Annotated in this window: 23 protein-coding genes and 1 pseudogene; 9 read left to right on the top strand and 15 right to left on the bottom strand. The window is 44.8% G+C overall.

The annotated features are described in order from the left end of the window. Nucleotides 1-487, bottom strand: a pseudogene (locus ACKTSF_RS12220) (RNA-guided endonuclease TnpB family protein); the annotation flags it as partial. Between the two features lie 378 nt (nucleotides 488-865). On the opposite strand from ACKTSF_RS12220, the gene ACKTSF_RS12225 reads away from it, so the two are divergent. The 3 genes from ACKTSF_RS12225 (at nucleotide 866) to ACKTSF_RS12235 (ending at nucleotide 3,153) form a co-directional block, all read left to right on the top strand. Then, nucleotides 866-1,735 (top strand): quinate/shikimate dehydrogenase, encoded by an 870-nt coding sequence (locus ACKTSF_RS12225; protein ID WP_407889816.1) that lies wholly within the window; start codon nucleotides 866-868, stop codon nucleotides 1,733-1,735. A 3-nt stretch (nucleotides 1,736-1,738) separates the two neighbouring features. Next, a complete protein-coding gene (locus ACKTSF_RS12230) occupies nucleotides 1,739-2,560 on the top strand; it encodes an SDR family NAD(P)-dependent oxidoreductase (protein WP_407889818.1) in 822 nt (273 codons plus the stop codon). Nucleotides 2,561-2,712: 152 nt separating this feature from the next. Then, a complete protein-coding gene (locus tag ACKTSF_RS12235; protein ID WP_407889820.1) occupies nucleotides 2,713-3,153 on the top strand; it encodes an ASCH domain-containing protein in 441 nt (146 codons plus the stop codon). Between the two features lie 434 nt (nucleotides 3,154-3,587). Here the strand turns inward: ACKTSF_RS12235 and ACKTSF_RS12240 are convergent, their stop codons facing one another. The 3 genes from ACKTSF_RS12240 to ACKTSF_RS12250 form a co-directional block, all read right to left on the bottom strand. Then, the gene (locus tag ACKTSF_RS12240) at nucleotides 3,588-3,938 is read right to left on the bottom strand and encodes a hypothetical protein (RefSeq protein WP_407889822.1); all 351 of its coding nucleotides are present in this window, start codon (nucleotides 3,936-3,938) and stop codon (nucleotides 3,588-3,590) included. Between the two features lie 34 nt (nucleotides 3,939-3,972). Next, the gene (locus tag ACKTSF_RS12245) at nucleotides 3,973-4,323 is read right to left on the bottom strand and encodes a hypothetical protein (protein WP_407889824.1); all 351 of its coding nucleotides are present in this window, start codon (nucleotides 4,321-4,323) and stop codon (nucleotides 3,973-3,975) included. Nucleotides 4,324-4,728: 405 nt separating this feature from the next. After that, nucleotides 4,729-6,144, bottom strand: a complete 1,416-nt coding sequence (locus ACKTSF_RS12250) for an MFS transporter (protein WP_407889826.1) — start codon at nucleotides 6,142-6,144, stop codon at nucleotides 4,729-4,731. 197 nt (nucleotides 6,145-6,341) lie between these two features. On the opposite strand from ACKTSF_RS12250, the gene ACKTSF_RS12255 reads away from it, so the two are divergent. The 4 genes from ACKTSF_RS12255 (at nucleotide 6,342) to ACKTSF_RS12270 (ending at nucleotide 8,476) form a co-directional block, all read left to right on the top strand. Continuing rightward, complete coding sequence (locus ACKTSF_RS12255; protein ID WP_407889827.1) at nucleotides 6,342-6,518, top strand: hypothetical protein; 177 nt, start codon at nucleotides 6,342-6,344, stop codon at nucleotides 6,516-6,518. A 127-nt stretch (nucleotides 6,519-6,645) separates the two neighbouring features. Beyond that, nucleotides 6,646-6,819 carry a hypothetical protein gene (locus tag ACKTSF_RS12260; RefSeq protein WP_407889829.1) on the top strand — a complete coding sequence of 58 codons (174 nt, stop codon included), beginning with the start codon at nucleotides 6,646-6,648 and terminating at the stop codon, nucleotides 6,817-6,819. 127 nt (nucleotides 6,820-6,946) lie between these two features. Further along, entirely contained in the window at nucleotides 6,947-7,741 is a 795-nt protein-coding gene (gene map / locus ACKTSF_RS12265) for a type I methionyl aminopeptidase (RefSeq protein ID WP_407889831.1), read from the top strand. A 15-nt stretch (nucleotides 7,742-7,756) separates the two neighbouring features. Next, nucleotides 7,757-8,476 (top strand): demethylmenaquinone methyltransferase, encoded by a 720-nt coding sequence (locus ACKTSF_RS12270; protein WP_407889833.1) that lies wholly within the window; start codon nucleotides 7,757-7,759, stop codon nucleotides 8,474-8,476. 221 nt (nucleotides 8,477-8,697) lie between these two features. Here ACKTSF_RS12270 and ACKTSF_RS12275 read toward each other — a convergent pair whose 3' ends face one another. The 5 genes from ACKTSF_RS12275 to ACKTSF_RS12295 form a co-directional block, all read right to left on the bottom strand. Then, nucleotides 8,698-10,593: a glycoside hydrolase family 2 TIM barrel-domain containing protein gene (locus tag ACKTSF_RS12275; protein WP_407889835.1), complete on the bottom strand. Its 1,896-nt coding sequence runs from the start codon at nucleotides 10,591-10,593 to the stop codon at nucleotides 8,698-8,700. Nucleotides 10,594-10,658: 65 nt separating this feature from the next. Further along, nucleotides 10,659-11,633, bottom strand: coding sequence for a mannose-6-phosphate isomerase, class I (manA, locus tag ACKTSF_RS12280; RefSeq protein WP_407889837.1), 975 nt, complete (start codon nucleotides 11,631-11,633; stop codon nucleotides 10,659-10,661). 19 nt (nucleotides 11,634-11,652) lie between these two features. Then, nucleotides 11,653-12,528 carry an ROK family protein gene (locus ACKTSF_RS12285; RefSeq protein WP_407889839.1) on the bottom strand — a complete coding sequence of 292 codons (876 nt, stop codon included), beginning with the start codon at nucleotides 12,526-12,528 and terminating at the stop codon, nucleotides 11,653-11,655. Nucleotides 12,529-12,550: 22 nt separating this feature from the next. Then, nucleotides 12,551-15,679 carry an alpha-mannosidase gene (locus ACKTSF_RS12290; RefSeq protein WP_407889841.1) on the bottom strand — a complete coding sequence of 1,043 codons (3,129 nt, stop codon included), beginning with the start codon at nucleotides 15,677-15,679 and terminating at the stop codon, nucleotides 12,551-12,553. Nucleotides 15,680-15,716: 37 nt separating this feature from the next. Further along, the gene (locus tag ACKTSF_RS12295; RefSeq protein WP_407889843.1) at nucleotides 15,717-17,285 is read right to left on the bottom strand and encodes an MFS transporter; all 1,569 of its coding nucleotides are present in this window, start codon (nucleotides 17,283-17,285) and stop codon (nucleotides 15,717-15,719) included. Between the two features lie 187 nt (nucleotides 17,286-17,472). Between ACKTSF_RS12295 and ACKTSF_RS12300 the strand changes: the two genes are divergently transcribed. Beyond that, nucleotides 17,473-18,327, top strand: a complete 855-nt coding sequence (locus tag ACKTSF_RS12300) for a helix-turn-helix domain-containing protein (RefSeq protein WP_407889845.1) — start codon at nucleotides 17,473-17,475, stop codon at nucleotides 18,325-18,327. Nucleotides 18,328-18,558: 231 nt separating this feature from the next. Here ACKTSF_RS12300 and ACKTSF_RS12305 read toward each other — a convergent pair whose 3' ends face one another. Next, a complete protein-coding gene (locus ACKTSF_RS12305) occupies nucleotides 18,559-19,188 on the bottom strand; it encodes a DNA-3-methyladenine glycosylase (protein ID WP_407889847.1) in 630 nt (209 codons plus the stop codon). 73 nt (nucleotides 19,189-19,261) lie between these two features. Here ACKTSF_RS12305 and ACKTSF_RS12310 point away from each other — a divergent pair, with 73 nt between their 5' ends. Further along, nucleotides 19,262-19,654 carry a DUF488 domain-containing protein gene (locus tag ACKTSF_RS12310; protein WP_407889849.1) on the top strand — a complete coding sequence of 131 codons (393 nt, stop codon included), beginning with the start codon at nucleotides 19,262-19,264 and terminating at the stop codon, nucleotides 19,652-19,654. Here ACKTSF_RS12310 and ACKTSF_RS12315 read toward each other — a convergent pair. The 5 genes from ACKTSF_RS12315 to ACKTSF_RS12335 all read right to left on the bottom strand — a co-directional run bounded on the left by ACKTSF_RS12315 (nucleotide 19,608) and on the right by ACKTSF_RS12335 (nucleotide 25,056). Next, on the bottom strand, nucleotides 19,608-20,285 hold the full coding sequence (locus ACKTSF_RS12315; RefSeq protein WP_407889851.1) for an HAD family hydrolase: 678 nt from the start codon (nucleotides 20,283-20,285) through the stop codon (nucleotides 19,608-19,610). The genes ACKTSF_RS12310 and ACKTSF_RS12315 overlap by 47 nt on opposite strands. A 97-nt stretch (nucleotides 20,286-20,382) precedes the next feature. Further along, a complete protein-coding gene (locus tag ACKTSF_RS12320) occupies nucleotides 20,383-20,841 on the bottom strand; it encodes a universal stress protein (protein ID WP_407889853.1) in 459 nt (152 codons plus the stop codon). Nucleotides 20,842-21,234: 393 nt separating this feature from the next. Continuing rightward, the gene (locus tag ACKTSF_RS12325) at nucleotides 21,235-22,803 is read right to left on the bottom strand and encodes a BCCT family transporter (RefSeq protein WP_407889877.1); all 1,569 of its coding nucleotides are present in this window, start codon (nucleotides 22,801-22,803) and stop codon (nucleotides 21,235-21,237) included. 356 nt (nucleotides 22,804-23,159) lie between these two features. Next, nucleotides 23,160-23,765 (bottom strand): sugar O-acetyltransferase, encoded by a 606-nt coding sequence (locus ACKTSF_RS12330; RefSeq protein ID WP_407889854.1) that lies wholly within the window; start codon nucleotides 23,763-23,765, stop codon nucleotides 23,160-23,162. A gap of 826 nt (nucleotides 23,766-24,591) precedes the next feature. Further along, nucleotides 24,592-25,056 carry a VOC family protein gene (locus ACKTSF_RS12335; protein ID WP_407889856.1) on the bottom strand — a complete coding sequence of 155 codons (465 nt, stop codon included), beginning with the start codon at nucleotides 25,054-25,056 and terminating at the stop codon, nucleotides 24,592-24,594. Nucleotides 25,057-25,165: the final 109 nt, after the last annotated feature.

A 25,165-nucleotide genomic window follows, 5' to 3' on the forward strand; every position in this document is an offset into this window, starting at 1 on the left:
AGTAGTCTTCAAAACCTTTGTTGGAAAAAGCTAGCTTCGTTCGCTTCCCAAGGGTGGTGATGGAAATCTGGGTCATGCCATTGATGAAGGAATAATTACTCTGACGAACCAAATCGGCTTGAGGCCGGCGAAAATAAATCGGTTTTTCCAGCCACGTCAAGTCTCGCGGGATTTGAATCCACTTGTTGTCGGTTGCCTTGTAGCGATAAGCATGTTGTTTCATTTGTTCCTGAACCGTCTTGTAACGAGCGACAACCGTGCGAAAGACCGACTGCACCATCTGACTATTGAGCGCCGATTCTTGTCTAAGCTTTTTATACAGATGGTTATTTATTTTCAACCAACTCAGTGGAAAATCGTGATCAAAGACCCATTGACTGACAATGTTCGCTAATCGCTGGTATTCTTGGGTCATAGCTAGAAATTCACCGGCTTGAATCGTGTCTAGATAGAGTCGCAACTTAATCGTACGTCCTAGTTTAACCATCGGCTACCTCCCCTGTAGGTTGGATTTAGTATACCATATCTGGCAGTCCAGTAGGGGAACGTATGTTTAAGAACGGCTTAAGCTCTGGCATTCATCTCGCGATTGAAATCGTGGGTTTTCTGCCTTAGTTTTAATAAAGCGTTGTCACTATTTGATTGACGTGGCTTTATGCCATGCCTACTCGTCATTTGAGTCCGCTGCGAGCACCCGAAACCAGCTAAATTAGGACGACCAAAAATGGCGACACACAACTTGCGAATTCCGGTAATTTGACAGCACAAAAGATATACAAACCAGTTGTGAACTAGCGCTACATCAGCCGTAGAGCTGGTGCCAAGCGCAGGTCCAACTGAATGATTTTGAAAGGAAGCTTGCGTCATGGAAATTGATGGTCATACGAAATTAATCGGGTTGATCGCCCATCCAGCGGGACATTCCCAATCCCCGGCAATGCACAATTTTGCCTTTAATCATGAACAGATGAACGATCGGTTCTTAGCCTTTGATGTCGCTCCCGATAACTTACCCCAAGCAATCGACGCCATTCGGGCATTCAAGATGCTTGGCGCCAGCATATCGATGCCATTCAAACAAGCCGTGATTCCCCTACTCGACCACCTCGATGCCGCTGCCAAGATGATTGGTGCGGTTAACACGGTCGTCAATCGTAACGGTGAGCTGACTGGATACACGACCGATGGGATTGGTTTCGTCAACGCTCTGAAGGATGACGGGGTGGCATTAGCTGGTAAGACCATGACGCTAGCAGGCATCGGTGGGGCCGGGACGCCGATTGCGATTCAGTCCGCTCTGGCTGGGTTGAAAACGTTGAACGTCTTTAATATCAACGACTCGTCAGTTGGAAATGCCAAGCGAGTGGTTCAGATCATTAACGAACAGACTCACTGTCACGCCACCTTCTATCCCCTGGAGAACCGTGATCAGTTCCGCAAGAGCATTGCTGCTAGCGACCTGTATACCGATGCGACCGGTTTGGGGATGGGAAAATTGATCGACAAGACCTTAGTCGATGATCCCACTTGGTTCCATCCTAATATGACAGTCTTCGATACCGTTTATGCACCAGCCGAAACGAAGCTGATGCGTGTTGCCAAGCAGGCCAAGGTCGCTCACGTCATCAATGGGCAAGGCATGTTGTTGCATCAAGGGGCGGCGGCATTTAAGCTCTGGACCGGCCATGAGATGCCGGTCGCTGCCGTCCGTCACGAAATTTTTAAGGAGGATTAGCTGATGTCAGAGACATGGTTAGGTTTAATGGACAAAGTTTGTGTGGTTACCGGTGCCATCGGTGGGATGGGCACCAAAATTTGTGAAGCCCTCGCCAATCAAGGGGCCAAAGTCGTCGCACTGGACATGAAACAAGCCGCCGTGAGTGCCTTTGCAACCAAACTCGCTACGACATATCACACGGAGACGTTGGCCGTTTCTACCAACGTTACGGACGAGGCCAGTGTCAAATCCGCCGTCCAACAGGTTCAAGCGAAGTTCGGTCGCGTCGACGTTGTCATCAATACGGCCGGAATATTGAAATTTGATCCCTTAGAAGATCTCGACTATGCCACTTGGAAACAAGTGCTTGACGTCAACTTGAACGGCTACTACTTGGTGACCCACGAATTTGGCAAGTTGATGATCACCCAACGCCACGGCACCTTCGTGCACATTTCAACGGTCGCCAGTGATATCCCTGAAACCTATAGTGGCGCCTACAGTACCAGCAAGGCTGGCGTGAATATGTTGTCCAAACAGGTGGCGGCCGAATGGGGCATGTTTGGTATTCGTAGTAATGTCCTGGAGCCTTGTCTGGTCAAGACGCCGATGTCCGCGGCCTTCTATGCGGATCCAAAAGTCGAAAACGGCCGGAAAGAACTGACCGCCAGCAAACGGATCGGGACGACCGACGATATTGCCAACGCCATCCTGTTCCTAGCCAGTGATCGTTCGAGCTACATCAACGCGACGGGTCTCCCCATCGACGGTGGTTTCAGCGTCATGATGCAGAATCAGATTCCGAAACCGAGCGGCCGCCGTGGCTTCGCGGAAACGCACTAGGTTAGAGCAACCTGGTTAAAACTCGTCGCCTACGGATGCCAGACTATTTAGTTTCTAAATGACCACTGCTTTGATAGCCTGTTCACTGACTGAATCTCAATTCCACTAGAAAAATCCAAAATCCAAACACATACTCAAGGAGGCTCACACCCATGGATGTCAAAACCTTTTGGCAGGATTTTAAATCCTGCCATCCCGAAGTGACCACTGATCATCACGATACTTACGCCTTTGGCAGCGATGACTCAGCTGATGAACTCGCGCACTTGGTTAAGATTGGCCGTAAAACGGCGACCACCTCAGCACTCGACCTGTACGAACCAGACGAACACCTCCCGTTCGTTGGAGAATATAACGTTATTTTAGACGCTCACGACCAGCCCGTTTGTGTGACGCAAACCAAGGTGACTGAGGTCGTCTCGTTTGACCAAGTCACCCAGGAACACGCCTATCACGAGGGCGAAGGTAATCGGACGTTGGCCTATTGGCGCCGGGAACATCGTGCCTTCTTTGCCAATGAGTACCGCGAAGTCGGTCAAACCTTCAACGAACAGATTCCATGCTTCTGCGAAGTCTTCGAACGCGTAGATTGACACTTCCAAGGTCGAAAGTTCCAAAACACTTATTATGACTGTTGTCACAACGGTACTGGGCCTAAAATTAGGCAACATCGTCCAACCATCGCCTTACCGGCCGGCAGATATGGGCTGGATCGGTGTGAACACAACTTGAAGCCTCGAAAGTGCCGAGTCTCCAAGCCTGGTTTTCTACTAAGCCAGTGGAATCCCTGGCGGCCGGAGTGTGGCTGTTTCCACTAATTTAGCCGTGCTAACTCCTACGGTTGCAAGAGTAACGCAAACATTTTGGCTTTCAACCTTTATTCGACACTAAAAAAGCTGCACCGAATCAGCCGTGACGACCGATTCGATACAGCTTTTACTTTCCCTCTGAAGGTTAAAAGATACATTATCAGTATAACCCGCTACATTTTAGGCTCTTTTGACCTTTCGGTTTACCTGATGAAGGCCTAAACGACATCATGGACAACATGTACGCGATACATTTTTGAACCCATTTTAGGCTTATTAACTGCCAATGTGTCGATGTTAATCCACCCATTCGATGCATCAAACGACTTTTTAACGCTGTAATACCGCCAAGCCATCTTCCCGGAATAACCCAAACGTTCACTACCGGTCAGTCTTTGTGGTGTTTCCGTCAAGGCAATCACTGGATGGCCATTTTTTAATATTGTAAGCCGTACTGCGTTTTGTGGCGTATTGGGAACTAATAAGAATGCGACGCCTATAGCTATGATGACCAACACCATTGCGATGCTGCCAATCATCATTCTCCGCTTGTATTTCATTAGGAACATCTCCGCTGACCTCCTTATCTCTCTGTGCGCTCGTTTAAGGCCCCAAAGGTATGGATAAATGCGCCACATATTTCTGATAAAACTTCTGATTAACCGCTTTATGTACCGTTAGCACATCAACATTTGCACTCTCCGTCTCAAACGGAACATTAATCTGATAGTACATCTCCTGCTTATTACCAGAGTAATATTTGAATTCCGACTTCGGTAGCTTCCTGGGTCCAGAAAATAGAGCCGCAACTGGATGGCCACTTTTAAGAATGCATAACCGCACTGCATTACTAGGAATGACGGGAAGAAACATCGTGACCAACATGATGGGCACAACTATGACGACCAACCATTTACAGTTCTTTTTGAGCCACAATTCAACTGATTTACGCAAAGTTCTCCCCCTCCCAGCGACCATCACTTAGCACTATTCTCGAACACCAGTCGCCAACTGTCGAGAATCGCAAACATCACTGAATCCCAGCACAACACCTCTACCAACCACAAAAATCAGGACGGCGACCCAGCAAATCCACTCGGTAAATTCTCCAACCGGTTGACTGATCATTATGGTTGGAGGGGCAACCTAACATGAACAGAAACGTGACGAGTAACCCCAGAAATATGGCACCTGCAACTCTTCCCAAAGGCTTTGCCCATTTCGCCCTCGATTCGTCATCGCTACTTCTATTGTAGACCAATTCAACGAATAAACCATTTAGCGTCTGCAAGGTTACGACTTTCTTTACTAAAAAAGGGCCACCCGTCATGCAACAGATGGACCTCCAAAACAACTTAATTATTTAGCAGTCTGGGTCTTCCGACCGTCCCGTAGCATTGCCGCAAAGATCCAGCCGACAACCGCGACCACGCAGAACGTCACGAAGACCGCGTGGTAGCCCGCCAACGTGGCCGCCGCATGCGTCGTGACCTTGACGTGGCTCGCGGTAACCATCGCTAAGATTAGGGTCGCCACAGCCACCCCGGTCGAGCCGAGAATCTGCCGAACGGTCGTAATGACTGCCGTCCCGTGTGAGATCAACTGATCGGGTAACGAGTTGGCCCCCAACGTCACTGCAGGCATCATGACAAAGGCATTGCCACCTTCAATCAGGGTCGCAATCAGAATCATGGCCACCAAGGACTGCTGACCCGAGACCACAGCCAACCACAGCCAGCCGAGGACGATCATCGACATCCCCATCAACATGGTGGCCTTAAAGCCGATGTGATCGGCCAGTTTCCCAGTCAGCGGATTTAACAGGCTCAATACGACCGCCCCGGGCACCAGTGCCATCCCGGATGCAAACGGTGAAATCCCCAGTACTTCCTGATAGTACAACGGAAAGACGATGGTGACGACAATCAAGGCAATGTACGAGGTCCCTGTCAGTAGAACCGCCAAGTCGAAGTTAGCCGTCTTCAGCACACGTAGATCCAGCAAAGGTTCTGCCGTCTGAAATTGCCGCCAAACGAAAAACGTTACCGCCAACAGGCTCACAACCAGCAAGCCCCCCATCAGGCCCCAGTTGACGCCGGCCTTACCAATCTGGTTGACCACGTACAAAATACCGATAAAACCAACGCTACTGATCACAGACCAATAGTCTAGGTGTGACTCGTGTTGCGGCATCACGTTCTTGATAGTCTTCAATGCTACTAAGAAAACAATGGTGATGATAACCATAAAGACCACAAACAGCCCCTGCCACGTCGTGTAGCGTAGCACGATCCCGGAAATAATCGGACCAACTGCTAACGCCGACCCCATGACCAGGCCGGCCATTCCCATGACACCACCCCGTTGATCTTCTGGAGTGATCCGCAACATGACCGTTTGATAAGAGGGAAACATGATGCCGACCGCCATGGCCTCCATCACCCGCCCCAACATCATCAGGCCAAAGCTTGGTGCTAAGTAGATAATAAACGTCCCAATATCGAATAGAGCCAAGACACTGATGAATAAGACCGGAAAGCGAATGTTATTCAACAGCCAGGGACTAACGGGCATCATGACCACCATCACCAGCATGAAGCCGGTCGTCAACCACTGTACCGTCGAGGCCTGCACCCCAAAGTACTGCATCAACGTTGGATACGCCGTTGACAGCGACGACTGGCTGATGGACATGGTAAACGTTCCTGCCAGTAGCGTCCAGATAAACGCCAAGTGATTGTAACTCTTCCCCTGTAAATCAATTGGTTGTTTCATATAATTCCTCCCTCACGCCTACTTTAGAAGCATTATCAACTGACTTTCATCCTAGTCCTTTTCCGGTGACCTGTAAACCAAGGCGCCCCAACTGCTATGCAATGAAGTTACTTATTCCCCAATCTTTGGTACAATGAGACTAATTGAGGTTGGGGGAACTCAGCCGTCGCGGACTACGCAAGGAATGAGGGTAAAATATGGACTTAGTAGCATACTTACACGATGAGATTAATTTCTTAACGGAACAAATGAACCGGGCAAAAAAGGAAAAAGATAACGCAATGGATTTTCTGTGCGATGCCCGCATCACCGAAGCGAAGCGGATTCTGGAACAAATTGACAACGGCACCATCGATCGGCTAAGAGCCGAATAATAACGGTGACAATCTTTGCTAAATAGGCACAGCACCACCTCACGGCGAGTTTGGGACAATTGTCTCAAACTCGTTTGTGCCGAGAACGTCCTTTTTAGGAAGATCGACATCTGGGAGGCGACAACTGATGAACACCCGTATCCTTGTTGAAAGTGTGACTTTACTAATCATTGTTGGCCTGATTGCTCTCCTGATCTTCAGGTTTGTGACGGACTTCAAGACAACGCTGCTGGTTGTCTTGGCTCTGGTCACCGCTGGTTTCATCAAAAGCCACTTTTTCAAGAAAGACGAGACGCGTTGACTGGAATCGTCTTTCAAGGAAGTGGTTCGCCTAAATGCTAATTTAGGTGTAAATTAGTCATGTATGGAAACGTTTGGGATTGTCCGCTATTGGCCAATCTTAAACGAAATTTTGAGGAGGTAACACGTTGATAACCATTAAATCAGATCGTGAAATTAAAAAGATGGCCGAATCCGGTGCCGTACTTGCAGGCGTCCACAAGGGTCTGCGCGACATCATCAAGCCAGGCATTTCAAGTTGGGAAATCGAACGCTTTGCCAACAAATATATTGCAGAACACGGGGCAACCCCTTCCGAAAAGGGCTTTGAAGGTTACAAGTACGCTACCTGTGTCAGCGTTAACGACGAAGTGGCCCACGCCATTCCTCGTAAAGAATTACTCTTAAAAGAAGGCGACATTGTGGCGGTCGATATGACCGTTAACCTGGATGGCTTTGAAAGTGACTCTTGCTGGACGTATGCCGTTGGTAAGATCAGTCCCGAAGCCCAACACCTGATGGACGTCACCAAGAAGTCCCTCTACTTGGGAATCGACCAAGCCGTTGTTGGTAACCGGATCGGTGACATTGGTCACGCCATCCAAGCCTACACGGAGGGTGAAGAACACATGGGCGATGTCCGTGAGCTGATTGGTCACGGCATTCAACCCACTATGCATGAACAACCCAACGTGCCGAACTACGGTGAAGCTGGCAAGGGCCTCCGGTTACGCGCCGGCATGACGATTACCATCGAACCTATGATCAACCTGGGGACTTGGGAAATTGCCTCTCGTGAAACGGCTGATAAGTCTTGGGAATACTATGTGACGGCCGATGGTTCCTTGTCTGCACAATACGAACATACTCTGGTCATCACCGATGATGGTCCTAAGCTCTTAACGTCACAAGACGACGATATCGACGCAAAGTACCGACTCTAATCAAGGAGGCCGCCCATGGCACTGACTAACCAGACGCCGGAGCAATCCGTTCAAGCTATTTTTGACAAAATTGCCCCACAATACGATCAAATGAATAGTGTCATCAGTCTGGGCACCCACCGCGTCTGGCGCAAACGCGTCATGGCGATGATGGCCGTCCACCCCGGTGACTTCGCATTGGACCTCTGCTGTGGGACTGGCGACTGGACCTTAGCCTTGGCTAAGGCGGTCGGTCCCGCCGGTCGAGTGGTTGGCCTAGACTTCAGCCCAGTTATGCTACAAGAAGCCACGGTCAAGATCCGTGCGGTTAAGTTAACCGACCGTATCACGCTGCGACAAGGCGATGCCATGCATTTGCCCTACCCCGACAATAGCTTCAATGTGGTCACGATTGGCTTTGGCCTGCGGAACGTCCCAGATGCCAATCAGGTCTTACGGGAAATGGCCCGCGTGGTCAAACCCGGCGGCCAAGTCGTGTGCCTGGAAACGTCGCAACCGACGAATCCGGTAATTCACGTTGGTTGGCAGATCTACTTCGGGCATCTGGTACCACTAATGGGCAGTGTGGTGGCGCACCACTACCAGGCCTACAATTATCTCCAGCGCTCGACCCATGACTTTGTGTCGGTCGACCAGCTCGCCACCATGTTCACGGCGGCTGGTTTGACCCGTGTCAGCTACGACCAGTTCAATCTTGGTGCAGCAGCTGTGCACTTCGGGTATAAACCTTACTAGATTTTGAAATCAAACAAATCCCCCTAAAGCTTAATGACATTTTGCCATAAAACTTTAGGGGGATTTTCTAGACTTTAATTCAAGGTTCCTACTAAGATGTATTTGCACAATTACCTGTACACATACCATCTCATCGAGGTAAAAGAAGCCGAATATTTTAAAAAGCACAACTGTTGGTTCAGTCATCAGCTTGACTGAACTGATTCTAACATGATTCTTAGTCACGGTAATTCATGCTTATAATTCAATCGGTCTAACTTTTGATAATAATAACGAACTTCCTGCATAGCAGGTTTAGGCGATCGATCGGCAAATAGGAGTCCATCCCCAGAAAATGCGCCATCATTAGGACGATCATCAAAATCGCCACCATACTTTAAAACATCTTTCCCACTAACTTCATCCCTTGCATACAACGCTTGATCAATGAAATCCCAAATAAATCCACCACAATCTTGCGGATATTTTTGAATCAAACTGATATATTGGCCCAATCCACCCACTGAGTTTCCCATTGAATGCATATATTCGCAAAAGATCAAAGGCTTGTCTGGTCCCTGCTGCAAATATTCCGTCGCCTTATCTGGTGGCATATACATTCCACTTTCAAAATCAGAAATTCGACTACGATAAATAGGATTTCGACTGACACCTTCATAATGGACTAAACGTTCGGAATCATGTGTATGATAAAATTGATCCATTAACATAAGATTGTCGCCTGCATAGGACTCATTCCCCAAAGACCATATCAATATAGACGAGTGATTTTTGAGCCATTCAAAGTTTGACTTAGCTCGATCTAAAGCCATTCCGCGCCAAATCTTTCCAGATCCTGGTAAATTTTCCTCTGGATGTCCTCCAACCCACGTCCCATGTGTCTCCAGATTATTCTCCGCCATAACGTAAATTCCATAATGATCACACAGGAAATACCAATAATCTTGGTCCATATAATGACATGTTCGAACAGCGTTAATATAATTAACTCGAAAAGTTTGAATATCTTTCCGCATTTCCTTTGAAGAAATTGACCTGCCCTTCTTTGCGCTCCATTCATGCCGATTGACGCCATTAATTATTAGCCGTTGATCATTCAATTGGACAATATTATTTTCACTGATTCTAATTTTTCGAAATCCAAACTCATACTGTACAACCTCTTCAATTTTTCTATTCAAATCATAAATTTTAAAGACAACTCGATAAAGGTTTGGGTGATGGTTATCCCAGACTTTAACAGCCGAAACTCGCCCAAAGTCAATACTAATCTGTTTTTGCTTGATAAGACAAGTCTGATGATTAATCAATCGATTATCAGTATCATATAGTTCACACTTTAATTGTTTTGAAATATCACCTGAAAATTTCAGATCACAAGTTAACAAGCCTTCTTGTGCCTGAACACTTAATTTAGGATGCAAAAAGAGATCTACCAGATGCGTATCCGGCCAGGCCACTAATTCTACATTCCTAAAAAGGCCAAAAAAGCTAAACATGTCTTGGTCTTCCAAGTATGCAGCCGTACTGTACTTAAAGACTTCAACTGCCAAATAATTATTTTTGTCTTCCAGATAAGGTGTCAAATCAAACTCGTGTGGCGCAAAACTATCCTCAGCATATCCAATAAAATGGCCGTTCAACCACAAATAAATTGCACGTTCTGCACCTTCAAAAATAATATGAGTTCTCTTTCCGATAAAGGATTGTGGCAAGTCAAAGTATCTAGCATATTCACCTACAGAATTATCTTCACCTTTAGAAAAAGAATTTTTTAACGATCCTTTCTTATCGAAGCACCGTTGCACTTTTGCAGACCATGGGTACTGTATATTAATGTATTGATTTGATGCGTAATCGTTCAATTCAATATGACTAGGAACCGAAATGTTATCAAAACTCGTTAAATTAAAATCTAGTTGATAAAACTTTTTAATGCGTTGCATTGGGTTATCTGCGTAATGAAACAGCCACTTTCCACTAAGGTTGTACTTGAGGCTACTGTCATGGTTAATCACCTCTTTTTCACTTGCATAAAATGAGTGGTCACTATGCGCTTCTAAAGCATTAACCCGATAAACCATAGGATCATCAAGCCATGATAGTTGTGCTGTCAAAATACCGCTTCCTTTCTAAAAATGAGCAAACAAAGCCTAATGGACTTTATTTACTCATTTTTAATTTAATAATTTCTTGGGCTAGGGGTAGACGAGATTAACAACAAATCTCCACTAATTCTCCAATTCAATACATCATTGGGAACAATGAAATGTTGCCCCTTTACTATGGTGTACTGTTTGTCACCAATTTCAAGTACACCTTGACCTCTAATCACTGAATACAGCATAAACGGATTCTTATCACGGGTATAGTCTACAGTGCCTTTGATCTTATTTTCAAAAACTGAAAAATACTTAGAGTCTGGTGGGCTCACCAATTTCGTGATTGTTGAGTCCCCATCGTGCGATACTTTAGAAGTAATTTTAGGTATCTCAAATGGCACCGTAATAACATCCAACGATTGCTGAATGTGCAAACTTCTTTTCTTTCCAGTATGCTTATCTACACGGTCCCAATCATACATACGATAAGTAACATCTGAACTTTGTTGCGTTTCTAGCACTTCAATTCCTTTAGTTAGGGCATGAACAGTACCACTAGGAACATAGAAGAAATCGCCTGGCTTAACGGGTTGTTTTCTCAATAATTCATCCCAATCTCCCGCTTTAATCATTTGTGCCAATTGCTCTTTGCTCTTTGCACGATGTCCATAGATCAAATAAGCATCGGGATCCGCGTTAATAACATACCAGCATTCGGTTTTACCACTGTCATTTTCGTGAGCCTCCGCATAATCATCATCGGGATGAACCTGAACAGACAATGCTGCCTCAGCATCCAGTATCTTAACCAATAATGGAAAACGTTTTAACTGCGGTTGACCAAATAACTGCGGTTCTGAGACATATAAATCCGATAGTAATTTCCCCTTATAACTCCCATTAGCAACCTCGTTAGGCCCATGCAAATGACCCGAAATTGCCCAACATTCGCCAATATTTCCATCTGGCAATGTATATCCAAAATCATTCTCTAATTTTCGTCCACCCCATAGTTTTGAATGAAAAATCGGTTTTAAAAAAAGTGGTTCCTGCATTTTATTACCTTCTCATAAATTATTCCTGCTGACTCTGCTTAATTGCCAATGCAAAATTTCCGATTGTTGCTGATCCATTATTCTCAACCAATGGTCGAACAATATAATCGTCTAGTGACGGTAGCGAAATATACTCATTGATTAGCATCTTATATTGTTGGCGAATTTTTTTTAGAAAACTGTCATTTACCACACTACCGCCCAAAACAAATTTACTTGGGCGCAATGTCATTGTTGATTGCATTAAAGCCTGGGCCATATAATAGGCCATCACATCCCAAACAGGATCGTTCAGGGAAACATCTTCACCTCGTTTACCCAAACGTACTTCAAATGTGGGACCTGACACCAATCCCTCAAGACAATCATGATGATAATGACAAATGCCCTTAAAGCTCTTATCATTTGGATGACGCTTTACAAAAACATGACCCATCTCTGGATGACCTAAATCACCTAAAAATTTCCCATCATAGATAATACCCGCTCCAACGCCAGTACCGATTGTGTAATACACCAACGAGTTAAGCTTTTGTCCTCGTAAACGTCCAATAATATACTCGCCATATGCAGAGCCATTCACATCCGTTGTCAAAAAGATTGGGATCCGCAATCGATCTTTTAATATTTGATAAATTGGAATGTTGCGCCAATCTAATTTTGGGGAAGCCATAATTGATCCAAAGTTTGCACTCTGCTTATCAAGATCCAGAGGACCAAAACTCGCAACCCCCAGTGCACTTATCTTAAACTGCTGAAAATAATCAATTACCTTAGACAGAGTCGTATCAGGATCTGTTGTTGGAAAATGATGACTATCAACAATGTTATATTCTTCATCTCCAACCGCACAAACGAACTTTGTACCACCTGCCTCAATACTTCCAACTAACATAGCATCATTTCCTTACATTACTTTACTTTTTAAACTCAAGCGTTTTAATTTCATAGGGTGCTAAAGCAAGCTTTACTGTACCAGTTTTCCAAGTACTATCACTGGCCTCTTCGAGTAAGTTAACTTCTCGCCAACCAGAATAGTCAAACGTTGGATTCAGCGTAATTGTCCGACGTCCTCCCGTATGATCATGAAACCGGACAATGATATTGTTACCATCTTCAGCTCGCTTAACCGCATCAATGTTTAATACTTGATTACTTGGCATCGTAAAAGCATTAGATTGATTAGCAAGTTTTTGACCCTTCAATACTTGCAACGGACTATTTAACGCCCAAGCATTCTCCTCAACCTTCCCTGAAACAAAGTCTCCTTCATGCGGTAATAAACTGTACGTAAATTCATGATGGCCAATATCTGCTTCAGGATCTGGACTAATTGCACTCTTTAAAAGCGTAATTGTCATTCGATTATTTTTAATTGCATATCCATATTTAGAATCATTTAATAACGAAACTCCATAATTGTGTTCTGAAAGATCTGCCCATTGGTGACCAACCGTCTCAAATTTTGCCCAATCCCAACTGTTATTCCATGTATTTGTCCGCTCTAAATTGCCAAATTGAATCTGGTAACGTGCCTCTGTGGAACGAATTCTTGTCGTGAATTCTGCTTTTAATAATTTCTGATGATCTTGCCAGTCAAGACTCGTCTTAAAATCAATGCGTCGTGAGTCACGATACAGGATCATATCTTGGGAGACTACAGAGTGTAGATATTTATAATTGAATTGGATCACCACACGCAGTTCATTGTTTTCAATTACTTTAATTGACTCGGCCTTCAATGCATGCTTTTTTTGATAATAATAAAGATCAATATTCCACGCATCATAATCACGTGGCTTATCTTCATAGACTTCCAACGCATTACCAAGCTCATCTTGGGCTAAAACATCTCGCTGTGCCTGGCGATCAAAGATTCTAGTCAATTGGCCATCACTGTTCCAGTCAATCTCGTAAAACGAAGTTTGTAACCCCTGTTCATTGATCTCAGCAACGTTAAAATCAATTGTATCCTCGACAGTCTGACCTTTATGGAAAGTAATTACTGTACTTTCAGTAGCAGGAATCACTGGTGTGTTAACTAAATAACCACCATCAATCTTCTCAGAATTTAGTGGAAGGTTATCCTTATCAGTAAAAATACCATCATCCTTTACCGGAACTTTAACTAACTCCTGTCTTGTCCATCCTTGATCATTAATTATAGTAAAACTATCTACCGTCTTCTGATCATTCAGAGTTTTATCAACTTGTTTAGCTAATAATAAGGCATCACTATAATCTTTTTGGCTGTCCTCATAGACTTCATGAATTGCCGATCCTGGAATAATGTCATGAAATTGGTTTCTTAACAAGATTTTCCAACCATCGTTTAGTGTCTTTTGTGGATATTGCGTACCATTAGCCAACTCATTTAAAACGGCGTCATACTCGAGTCTTCGATAGATCAGTTCGAGCTTACGATTCATTTTCTTCATATAAGCATGGCTAGTGTAAGTGCCACGATGAAATTCCAGATATAATTCACCATCCCAAGTTGGCACATACTGTGTCTTCTCAGCTGCACTTACTGTCTCATGAAGTTGATCAAAGAACTCTTTACCTGTTCCAGTTTTAACATGTGGTAATCCAGGAAGTTTATCTAAAACTCTTCGACTTTCAAGCATGTCGCGGTTAACACCGCCACCACCATCTCCATAGCCGTAAGCCAATAATAAATTATTATTGAGAGACTTATTACTGTAGGCATCATAGAGCCCCTTAACTGAACTTGGTGTCATTTCACCGTTATAGGTATAAAACCATGAGTCTGGATTATCCTTCATCTTCCCAGCATCCGGCGTTGTGATAAAGTGCGTCAAAATCTCAGTTCCATCGATGCCTTTCCACATAAAAGTATCATTTGGCATTCTATTATATTCATTCCAACTAATTTTGGTGGTCATGAATGTGTCAAGACCAGACTTGCGTAAAATTTGCGGTAACGCCCATGAATAGCCGAACACATCTGGTAACCACAAATAATGAGGACGTTTATTAAACTCATTTTCAATGAAACGAGTTCCAAACATAATTTGACGAACTAGGGATTCTCCTGATGGAATATTGCAATCTGCCTCAACCCACATAGCACCGTCAACTTCCCAACGGCCTTCTGCAACTCGCTTTTTAATCTCCTCAAAAATTTCTGGATAGTCCTCTTTGAGATAAGCATAAAGTTGCGGTGTTGTATGCAAGAAAACATATTCCGGATACTTATCCATCATTTTCAGAACTGTCGAGAAAGATCTTGCCGCCTTCTCACGAGTATGTTTTATCTGCCATAGCCAAGCTAAATCAATATGCGTGTGCCCTAATGCAGTAACAGTAACTGGTGTGTTCTTAATAGCATGGTTCAAATAGTTTTCAACTAAAGTATTCGCCTGCTCGATTGAACGGTAAAAGTCGACTGAACCTGGTTCTTGCCAATCTAGGAGTTTTGTTGCTTGATCTAAAATATTTTGCATTTCATATCGATTAGGTGAATCCTCCGGTAAAATATCTACTGTATCTATCATATTTCTCATTGATAAATATAAATTGTCCGTTGAATGATCTAGCCTTGCAATATCTGCATAATTAAACTCATGGATAATTGGTTTTGAAGTATCCCCATGCCGACCATACATACCTGTCCATAATTTGATATCCAATTGAACCTTTTTTCCTTGATATTTATCAGGAACTAATACTTCTTCATGATTCGAATCAAGTCCCTGTAATGGATGCCCATTTACGAACAGCATTCCTTCAAAACCAGTTTGGTGTAGATTTCCGGGGAGCCCGAAATTAAAGAGCATCACCGTTTCCTTCTCATCTGGTAATTGAACTTGTGTCCTCAACCATGCATATTCATTAAGTTCTTTCCACTTATATCCTGGCGCAACATCTACATAATTGGCATCCATGGCCGGATATTTCAACTCCCCATGAAGGTCATCTAAGGACATTTTCCAATTCGTAATAGCACGCCTGTTCTGATACCGATATGCTTGTAATTCACTAACCCGTGCATGAATCTTTTCACTAGTAAAGAACATCACCATTTCAACCAACTCCTTTTCTCAACTGCGTATAATCTCATCACTTTTTAGCAGCCTTATCACGATCTACCTTTAAAACAATTGGTGGATTAACCGTATCTGGACTCTCAGGCCACACTCTAGAGTAGTCGTAACCAGTAATTTGTTTAGTAATCCGTTTTGTTTCTTCTGTAGCATCACGCTTTAAGCCACCATCACGAAGTCGCTTTACTTCATCAATAATGACTTTATGCGTATGACGATTCAACTTGAAGGTTAATGCTACTAGTAAAGCTAGGAAGACTAAGCCACCTGCACCAACAAAGATAGCCTGCATAATAGCATTTTGGACATGAATCGGTTCAGCAGTTGCATTCTTAACAAATCCGTTAGCATCTAAAAACATTCCGACTAAAACAGTTGCAATAGCTGCCGTAGAATTACGAGTCAAGCTAATAACTGAAGCAAAAACACCTGCACGATTATGGCCAGAAACTAGTTCATCAACGTCTGGGATAAATGGATAAACATTCCAAGGGGTGAATTCCAATAATGAACGACCAATTTGATATACAAAGGAAATGATAAACAACCACATAACAATATTTGAAGGTTGGCTATGAACCACAGTAAAGTATCCGCCATACATCAAGAGCATTAGCCCATATGATAATATGTACAAGAAACGAGGGCCAAATTTAACCATCAGCCATCCTCCAATTAAGGTTGTCACAACCCCAACGATAGACAGTGATAATAAATTAGCAGCTAATGTTGCACTAACACCTAGTACATAAACACAGAAATAGGTAAAGACCGTGTTATAAACATCTTTTCCAGTAAACGACAGTAAGTAGATATACAAATGCTGTCTAAAGCTTTTGATTTTAAGCGTTGAAATATATGCTTTGAAATCTTGTACAAGAGCTTGACGAATACTTCTCTTTTCGTTAATGTCGCCAACCGCAATTTCAGATACCGGATGTTCCCAGGTGCTGAACGCAGAAATGTAATAGGCAACAACAAACAAAATACCAAAAATTAAACCGTTGATGAAGAATGGCATGGGTGACTTAGTCCCCATAACTCGGAAAAGTTGTCCTGGTAGGAATGTCCCAAAAAATGTTGCGCTGGCTGAGAAAAACATCCGTGCTGTGGAAATTTTTGTCCGCTCGTCATAATTTTTAGTCATTTCAGTTGGTAGCGTTTCGTATGGAATTGAAATGGTTGAGACGGCATCGAAGACACAGTAAATAATCAAATAGTACCAAAAGCTTCTTCCGCCAACCCACATCAAGCTGAAGGTTAACAGTAACGGCGCCCCCAAATACATAAACGCGTGACGGCGACCAAAGCGACGACCAATTTTTGTTCGATAGAAGTTATCCGTCCATCCTCCCATCAACATGCCACAAGTTCCTGAGATGATTTTCCCAATTGCCACAATTAAAGCACCTTGAGTTGCACTTAAATTACAGTATGTCGTGTAGAAGAAGAGAAGCCAAGCGCCAATGATTGTCTGGCCTCCACCACCAACCATGTCACTAACCCCAAAACCAATTGATGTCCAAAAAGTAACTTTTCTTTTTTGATAGACACGATGGCTGATATAATCTCCAATTTTTTTCAAAGCCATATACCTCTTTCCTTGAGACAAGTATCAAATGTCAGACACATTAGACATAAATGTAGTAAAATCATGTACGTTAGCTAGCTCAATGCACAAATTTATTGTAAGCGATTACAAAAACGGTGCCAACTACTGTTTAATATATAAGGTGCACTAATCTAAGATCTGATTAAAAGGAGTACAACTAATGTTTATTCATATAGCAGAACAATACTTAATTCACCTACAGTCTTATTTTCATATTGATTCTAAAAACACATCAATACCTTTGCCAGCTAACTCTTGTAGCCTAATGGTCACCGGAACAAACAAATCCGTACTGACCATTAACGATGATATGAGTACTGTCCCCGAATCATCGTGGGAAATCATTTATACTAAACATGATACTGAATTACAGATTGATGGACCTTTAAACTTATTTGTTCTTATGACAAATCAAGACGGAGTTACAATCGATAATCATATCTTTCCAATGAAATTTGGATCAAAATTTCATGGATTTACGATACCTTCCAAGGGCGAGATTACACATCGAACTAATATTCAGCTTCTGATCCAATGTTTTCAAAGTCAAAATGTAGATAATAATCTAGGATTATATCAACAGGAAGTAAACTATAATTTCAATCTTCTTTTAATTAATATCAGCAAACAATTTATTCACAAAATACAACATTCTTCAACTTTTCTCACCTCACAAACAAATTCCAAGTTTGATGAAATTGAACGCTATATCGCCGATCATATCCACGAACGACTCTCAATTACTGATATTGCTCAAAAGTTCAGCATTACACCCGAGTACTTAACGACCCTCTTTCAAAAAAGCGAGTATATGTCAACCATTCACTACATTCATTTTTTAAAAATATCAGGTGCTAAAGATTTATTAATTCGAACTACAATGTCCGTTAAACAGGTTGCATTATATTTTGGATTCACTAATATAAAATACTTTTATCGACTTTTTAAAAAAGAAACTGGTATCACTCCCAGTGAGTATCGACGCTTGTTTCAAGAGAGAACTGAATCGAGTTAGGACATGTTTCTAAATATTGATTACTGGTACATTCCACTAAAGTTGTTACAGCATTCGAAATATTTGATTTAGTCGTTGTGACGGCGAATGGACACCCTTGCCTTCATCTCGTGATTCCAACTAATACAGTTCACAAGGGACTTTTATCGGCTAGTTGGCGCCCATGACAGACGCACTTAAAAAGAGAGAACCAGCAAAATATGCTGATCCTCTCTTTTGGATATTATTCTTCTACTTTTGCCACCCATGATTCTCGCGATCCCAATCGCGCTTGCGACTGCCGGAGACAAAGGGGTTACCCGCTACCGTAAACCTAAGTGGTCGCTCCTGCCAGCTTCCCGCAGAGACACCGACCCGTGATGTGGCCACAACTTCTTTAGGCTGACGCGTCATTTGGGGCGTAATCGTTAGATTCTGCGCACCCAGCATCGTCCGGTTCAGGTCCTTGGACTGAATACCCAGTGCTGCCATCAGCTTACCTGGTCCATTTGTCACATCCGGCACCGGCTTGTCCCGATTCCGCTGCATCAGGTCCAAGCCCTCGTGCGGCTCGATTCCACGAATCAGGATTCCTTGGGGCGTGCCAGCGGCCTGTGTGGCGACATCAAACATGTAGTAGCCTCGCAGAATATAAATATAAATGGTCCCCGGCGCATCGTATAGCGCAGCGTTGGCGGCCGTGTAACGGCCATTGAATGCATGTGCCGCTGTATCCTGCTCACCCAAATAGGCCTCGGCCTCGACGATCCAGCCGCTCATAGTGCCAGTTGGACTATTATAGACCAGTTCGTGCCCCAGTAACTCCTGTGCAATCTGTGACGTGGCACGTCCGGTAAAGAATTCTGATAAGGAATCTGACATTAATTTATCCTCCAATTACTATAATTTATCCTCCAATTACTATGTTAGAATGAAGCCATGGAGATGAGACGTAATGGCAATCAAATGCGAACGAATCTATACAAAGCCCGCTGATCTCAAGGGTTATCGGGTCCTCGTCGACCGCTTGTGGCCACGAGGAATTTCGAAGGTCAACGCGCAACTGGCGTCTTGGGAAAAGGAAATGGGCCCCACAACTGAACTGCGGAAATGGTTCAACCATGAACCCCAAAAGTTTCCCGAGTTTAAAAAACGCTACGTCACTGAACTCGACGCTAACGAAGCGTTACCCGCCTTCTTGGACCTGATCGCCGAACAACTCAACGACCAGGATGTCATTCTATTATACGGCGCCAAAGATGAAGAACACAACCAAGCCATTGTTCTGAAAGCGTTTCTTCTCAAACGTTTAGCTGACCGAGTGTCCGCTGCACGGCTGACAGACTAAGCTCTCGGGTACTGGCAAGCATGGCATCTGCCTGCGGGAGATTTTTAACGTTGATGCCGACCGTGAAACACCCAGCAGCCTTGGCCGACCGCACACCGGTCACAGTATCTTCGAAGGCCACACAGTCTTCCGGATGCTGATGGATCAACGCAGCTGCTGCTAAATAAACATCCGGAGCCGGCTTACTGGCCTTTAGACTCGCCGCCGGTACAATCTGCGGAAAGTACTTGGCTAGTCCCAAATGGGCGATTTCCGCCGAGGCATTGGTCGAGGCGGACGCCAGCGCCATGGGATAGCCCGCAGCCACAAGTTCATCTAAGAACACTGTGACTCCAGGAAGGCAGTTAGCCGGCGTCAGAGCCGCCACATACTGCCGATACAGATCGTTTTCGTGGTCTGTGATTCGTAGGCACTGGTCAGGTGTAAACTCGTTCTGACGGTTCACAGAGGCCAATATAGCCGTCAGTGAATCCGCCCGGCTCATTCCTGGTAAGGTTGCCGCAAGCTGATTGGTCCACGGAATGTGTAACTCTTGCGCAATCGTTTGCCAAGAAGCCAAATGGTATTGCCAGGAATCGGCCAACACCCCGTGTAAATCAAAAAGAAAGCCACGTAATTGTCGTGTTTGCATGAGAAGTCCCCCTCGTGAAAGCGTTTCAATTTACGACCATTATACACCAAAACAAAATGGTTCACCGCTTTAAACTATGCGGTGAACCACTGTTAATTTAGCGAATTACAATAACTGAAACGTCCGACTTCTTGGCGAGCCGCAACCCAATGGCACCAGGATGGCCGTGGCTAGCGAAGTCAACGTCGGCCCCACAAACGACCAAGTCCGGTTTGAATTCCGGAATAATTTTTTGGAGCACGACATCATCAACATCGCCCCCTTCGGCCACGATAGACCGCACGTCGTTCACGCCAAACGCGGTTGCTTTGTCGGCATACTCCTTGACGATGGCCTTTAACTCATCGCGTTTTTCGTTGAGCTTGTCTGGCATCAGCGATTCATAGATACTGATGTCATTATTTTCCAGCACAGAGGCAATGCCCAGATGTGCTTGGTAATCACGCGCCATCGTCATCGCGAATCTGAATGCGCGGCTGGTCGAGGGCCGGTCGTCCTCGTCGATCGTGATTAAAATTCGCCGGAAAAATAGTGGATTATTACTTTCTTCTGCCATAAAAACCCTCCTGCAATCAATGGTGACACGGCCCTATTGTATCATATCTGGCGAGAGCGGTACACGTTGCCTGTGACTGCCAAGGTTCTGGCTGATTTAAGAGCGCCTCTACTCGCTGGAACGTTTAAATAGTATTACTACATCCAAATTCTCTAAAGACATTTAGTGCTTGACGGCTACGAAAAAACGCCTTCTGCTTTTTTAGAAGGCGTTTCGTGTTTACTTTCATAATTGTTTGGTTTCGTTGATTTTTCTCTAGTGAAACCAGCGGCCTCCAAAACGTGTTCCTTCGGGCAGGTCCCTGCGCTTAACACGCCTAAGCACCGGCCCGGTTCCACCGGGCGGGCACTTAGGCCCGTTAATGCTCAGAGTCTAATCGGCTGGCTCCACACTCTACCTTGCATGATCCGGCGACAAAATCATCGGACCCCGTACCGCGCGTGGTAATTCGACCGTAATCCGCCGAACAACAACCGGTTGTGGCACGACCACTGGTACTGGTTTCGGCTTGGCTGCCAACATGTGCCAAATGGAATGCAACAACAATAAGCAGACAAACATCAATGGGAAACCAGCAATCGTCGACACCGTTTGAACGGTCTTGAACCCACCGACCATCACGATCCCGAAGGAGAAGACGATGAAGACGATGACCCAGATCATCCGGTTCCAACGACTTGGTTCCTCACCGTCATCCAAGTGAAGACTGGTGAAGGATGAGACGATGAAGGCTGACGAGGAAATCGTCGTGGCTAAGAAGATAAAACAAGAGATACAGTACAGTGCCAAGATAATCATCTTAAATGGCAACGTCGCAATAACCGTGGCAACCACGGCGGCTTGACCCTGTGTATTTAAAATGTGAACCAAGTTTACTGCACCAGTCTGTTGGAGCCAGAGTGAGTAGCCCCCAAAGATGGCGTAGAAGCTCATGCACCCTAAGGCACCGTACGTTAACATCCCAACTAAGACCTGGCGAATCGTCCGGCCCTTGGAAATCCGGGCAATGAACAATCCCATAACAGGCATGTAGGATAACCACCAACCCCAGTAGAAGATTGTTTCTTGCTGGGCGGTATTATCCCCACCATTAGGCATGGTGTTCGTCGACATGGCGATGAACTTTTGGGCCATTAACCCAATACTGTTGGTTTCAGAATTTAAAATATAAACTGTGGGTCCAATGATTAAAATAATGGCTAACAGACCCAGCGCCGTCCAAATGTGGGCGGAACTCAAGCGGTTGATCCCCCCGTTTAACCCATGGAAAACGGTGACCGCAAACAGAATAAACAAAATGATAAAGAGTTCAATTTTAAGCATGAGGTTATCTTGAACCCCAGTCAACCGACTGAGAACTTTAGAAATAATCGGAATTTCCATCCCGACAGACGACCCAATTCCGCCCATGATCCCAAAGACAACTAAGAAGTCGACGACGTGCCGAGCAATAACTTTCCCGGTGCTGTCACCCTGGAGACTGGTGATAGCGGCACTGACCCGTTGAACCTTGGCGTGCTTCACGTACAAGACGTAGGCAATCGCAATCGTTGCTGGTGCGAACATCATCCAAGCCATTGGCCCCCAGTTGAACTGTCCCATCATGTGGGCAGCGCTGTAGGCGTTACTTGAGAATGGCTTAAACCCGAAGGCTGGGTGTTGCAGGTACCGCAATGGGTCAACGATAGACAGCATCAAAATGCTGGCATCGATCGCCGTGGCGAAAACCATTGACCCCCACTGAAAATTACTGTAATGGGGCTTGTCATTGGCATCACCCAACTTAATTTTACCAAACTTACCAAATGCTAAATACATAAAAAATAAAAAGTTGATCACGTACACCATCATATAAGCCCATGACATGCGAGTATCAATCCAGTTCAAGAGTGAACTCAGGGTGGTTTGTAATTGGTTACCACCTAAGATAAATAGCAATGACGCGAGAATAAATAAAACGATGGTTGGTACGAATACTAACTTATCAATATTTTTACGCGCTAAAATAAATAATCCTCCTCATTTGTTTCCTGAGAGCGAACTCCCAGCGGTCATGTTCAGAAGAGATTGTACGAAAAAAGCGCTAAACAGGGTCGTTACACGAGCCACCTGTACAGCGCCATTACGGTTGAATACAAATTGCCTACGCAAAATCTCTTTGAATCAATATCCAAAGTCTATTATACGCGGACGCTAGGATTAGTAAAATCTTGCTGATGAATAAGTTTTTTCTATTGGGATTAAAGCGTTTACATAGCCAATGCCTATTACATTCTAAGAATTTGATTAGATTTTAGGTGATAGCTTAACCCTTTGTCTTAGTCAAGCTTTTCTGGCCACTGTGCCTTAGCTGCGGCATTTCCAGTGGGACCGTTATCAATTTCCTTAATGACGTGTGCTGGATTACCTACCAAAACCACGTCATCCCCAAAGGATTTCGTAACCACGGCGCCCGCACCAACGACAACGTTATTTCCCAGCGTTACGCCAGGCAAAACCGTCACGTTGCCTCCGAACCAGGCATTGTCGCCGATGGTAATGGGTGCACCCATTTCAACGTCGTTAACCCGAGCCATCGCGTTCAGTGGGTGCACCGGCGTGTAGAGGCCAACATTAGGTCCGAAGTAGCAGTGCGCACCAATGGTGATGGGGCAGGTGTCCAACAAGGTCATATTGTAATTACCATAGAAGTGGTCGCCGATGTGGATGTTCCAACCGTAATCGTATTCGAGACCGGCTTCAACGAAGAAGTCATCCCCACTATCCGCGATTAACTTCCGGTACCCATCGTTTCGTTCAGCATTGTCGTCCAGTTGGTTAACGGCGCGCAATTGCTTTCGTGCGGCGACTCGCCGGTTGATCAGCTCTGAATCAAACTGATTGTAGGGCTGCCCCGCCGTCATTTTTTCCCGTTCTGTTGCCATGACATAAATCACTCCTCTTGGCTCTCATGATACCACTTGCTGGGCGTTTTCTCTAAAATGGGTATAACCATGTCGCCTCCGGCTGTCAGAAATTACACCTGCTGTGGAGACCGGTAAAAGCCTGAGGTGCTGTCTTTCACCTCGGTTTGAAACCTCGCCAGGTTCAGGCGAGTTTCCAAACACGTCTCGCGCTGTAAGGCCGGGAACATCACCCGATCCAACACCGCTGTCACGGCTGGCTCCATTTATGACCGCCTATGGCTATGTTTGTTACCCACAGAAAACGCTCATCACGTCTTATCACGACTGGCATCTGTCCACTTTATTGTCATACGTCATAGCAAAAGTCTCACCACTACTTATTTTTAGTCTTGATCCACTCAGTAATCCCAATTTTTAGACTCTCCACAATCAACGTCACTACAAATAAGGCCACGTATGCCGTGCAGAATACTTCAAACCAAAATGCCAACGGTAGCGGTAACCAGAAACAAATTAGATCTAACGTGGCTACTGGCCCCGTTCCCCATAAAAAAATTTTGAACCATGTTGGATACTTTGAAAATACGTCTACCCACGTAAATAATTTTAGAAATGTCTTTTTCAAGAATTCCGTCCCCTTAAGTCTACAGTTTTGAATGACTTCGGGCCTACTCCCCCCGAAACACCTAAACTTAGTATAAGCCTACTCAAAGTATTCTCCGTTGCGTGTTGTGGATTTTCAACGAACCTTTAAGACTTCAGTCCAGCAAAAAAGGAACGCGTAAATAGCACGCGTTCCTACAAACTTGCTTATTCATTGATTAACCTCGACGCACTACAACGACTAATCGTTGCCTTCTGCCGTGTCGCTCGGCATGGTCTGTTCACGTAAAATCCACGTGATCCCGTATGCATCGACGACTTGGCCCATCTTGCCCCCGGAGCTTTGTTCACCAAAGGGACTGATGACCTTCACATCGGACTTGAGGAGTCGTTGGTACAGCCCCGCCAATTCCTTCACGCTGGCGGAATCGTCCGCATCAACGTCGATCATTAACGAGATCAACGTTGAAGACGTCGGCTGACCCATCAAGGCATCGGCACACTGAATATCCAAGCCCAGAATCTTAAAACCGCCGCTCATGGTCATTTCGTCTAAATTAACGGTAGGTGCTAACCCAAACTGTTCGACTTCCTCGGCCGTCGGGCTGACCCGGTAGGCGTTGGTTGCCCCAAAGACGCTCTGATAATACGCAATGGCTTCTTTGGCGTTCTCAAATTCCAAATATGGAATTAACTTTGCTTGCATCGTCGGTACCCCATTCATGACATAGTTTAGAAACAAATCGGTTGCCTAGTCACCGCTAGTCCGGTGCTAGTCTCCTCGATTAGATGAACCGCATTTTATCTCTAGGTGG

The sequence above is a fragment of the Levilactobacillus muriae genome (assembly GCF_045862015.1).
In the GTDB taxonomy this organism is placed as follows: domain Bacteria; phylum Bacillota; class Bacilli; order Lactobacillales; family Lactobacillaceae; genus Levilactobacillus; species Levilactobacillus muriae.

Excerpts from the sequence above, each read along its gene's own strand:
- ACKTSF_RS12330 (WP_407889854.1), bottom strand. The coding sequence starts at position 23,765 with ATGGCAACAGAACGGGAAAAAATGACGGCGGGGCAGCCCTACAATCAG.
- ACKTSF_RS12305 (WP_407889847.1), bottom strand. The coding sequence starts at position 19,188 with ATGTCAGATTCCTTATCAGAATTCTTTACCGGACGTGCCACGTCACAG.
- ACKTSF_RS12285 (WP_407889839.1), bottom strand. The coding sequence starts at position 12,528 with ATGTTAGTTGGAAGTATTGAGGCAGGTGGTACAAAGTTCGTTTGTGCG.
- ACKTSF_RS12300 (WP_407889845.1), top strand. The coding sequence starts at position 17,473 with ATGTTTATTCATATAGCAGAACAATACTTAATTCACCTACAGTCTTAT.
- ACKTSF_RS12255 (WP_407889827.1), top strand. The coding sequence starts at position 6,342 with ATGGACTTAGTAGCATACTTACACGATGAGATTAATTTCTTAACGGAA.
- ACKTSF_RS12260 (WP_407889829.1), top strand. The coding sequence starts at position 6,646 with ATGAACACCCGTATCCTTGTTGAAAGTGTGACTTTACTAATCATTGTT.
- ACKTSF_RS12240 (WP_407889822.1), bottom strand. The coding sequence starts at position 3,938 with ATGTTCCTAATGAAATACAAGCGGAGAATGATGATTGGCAGCATCGCA.
- ACKTSF_RS12250 (WP_407889826.1), bottom strand. The coding sequence starts at position 6,144 with ATGAAACAACCAATTGATTTACAGGGGAAGAGTTACAATCACTTGGCG.
- ACKTSF_RS12310 (WP_407889849.1), top strand. The coding sequence starts at position 19,262 with ATGGCAATCAAATGCGAACGAATCTATACAAAGCCCGCTGATCTCAAG.
- ACKTSF_RS12290 (WP_407889841.1), bottom strand. The coding sequence starts at position 15,679 with ATGGTGATGTTCTTTACTAGTGAAAAGATTCATGCACGGGTTAGTGAA.
- manA (WP_407889837.1), bottom strand. The coding sequence starts at position 11,633 with ATGCAGGAACCACTTTTTTTAAAACCGATTTTTCATTCAAAACTATGG.
- ACKTSF_RS12315 (WP_407889851.1), bottom strand. The coding sequence starts at position 20,285 with ATGCAAACACGACAATTACGTGGCTTTCTTTTTGATTTACACGGGGTG.
- ACKTSF_RS12230 (WP_407889818.1), top strand. The coding sequence starts at position 1,739 with ATGTCAGAGACATGGTTAGGTTTAATGGACAAAGTTTGTGTGGTTACC.
- ACKTSF_RS12320 (WP_407889853.1), bottom strand. The coding sequence starts at position 20,841 with ATGGCAGAAGAAAGTAATAATCCACTATTTTTCCGGCGAATTTTAATC.
- ACKTSF_RS12335 (WP_407889856.1), bottom strand. The coding sequence starts at position 25,056 with ATGCAAGCAAAGTTAATTCCATATTTGGAATTTGAGAACGCCAAAGAA.
- ACKTSF_RS12270 (WP_407889833.1), top strand. The coding sequence starts at position 7,757 with ATGGCACTGACTAACCAGACGCCGGAGCAATCCGTTCAAGCTATTTTT.
- ACKTSF_RS12235 (WP_407889820.1), top strand. The coding sequence starts at position 2,713 with ATGGATGTCAAAACCTTTTGGCAGGATTTTAAATCCTGCCATCCCGAA.
- ACKTSF_RS12225 (WP_407889816.1), top strand. The coding sequence starts at position 866 with ATGGAAATTGATGGTCATACGAAATTAATCGGGTTGATCGCCCATCCA.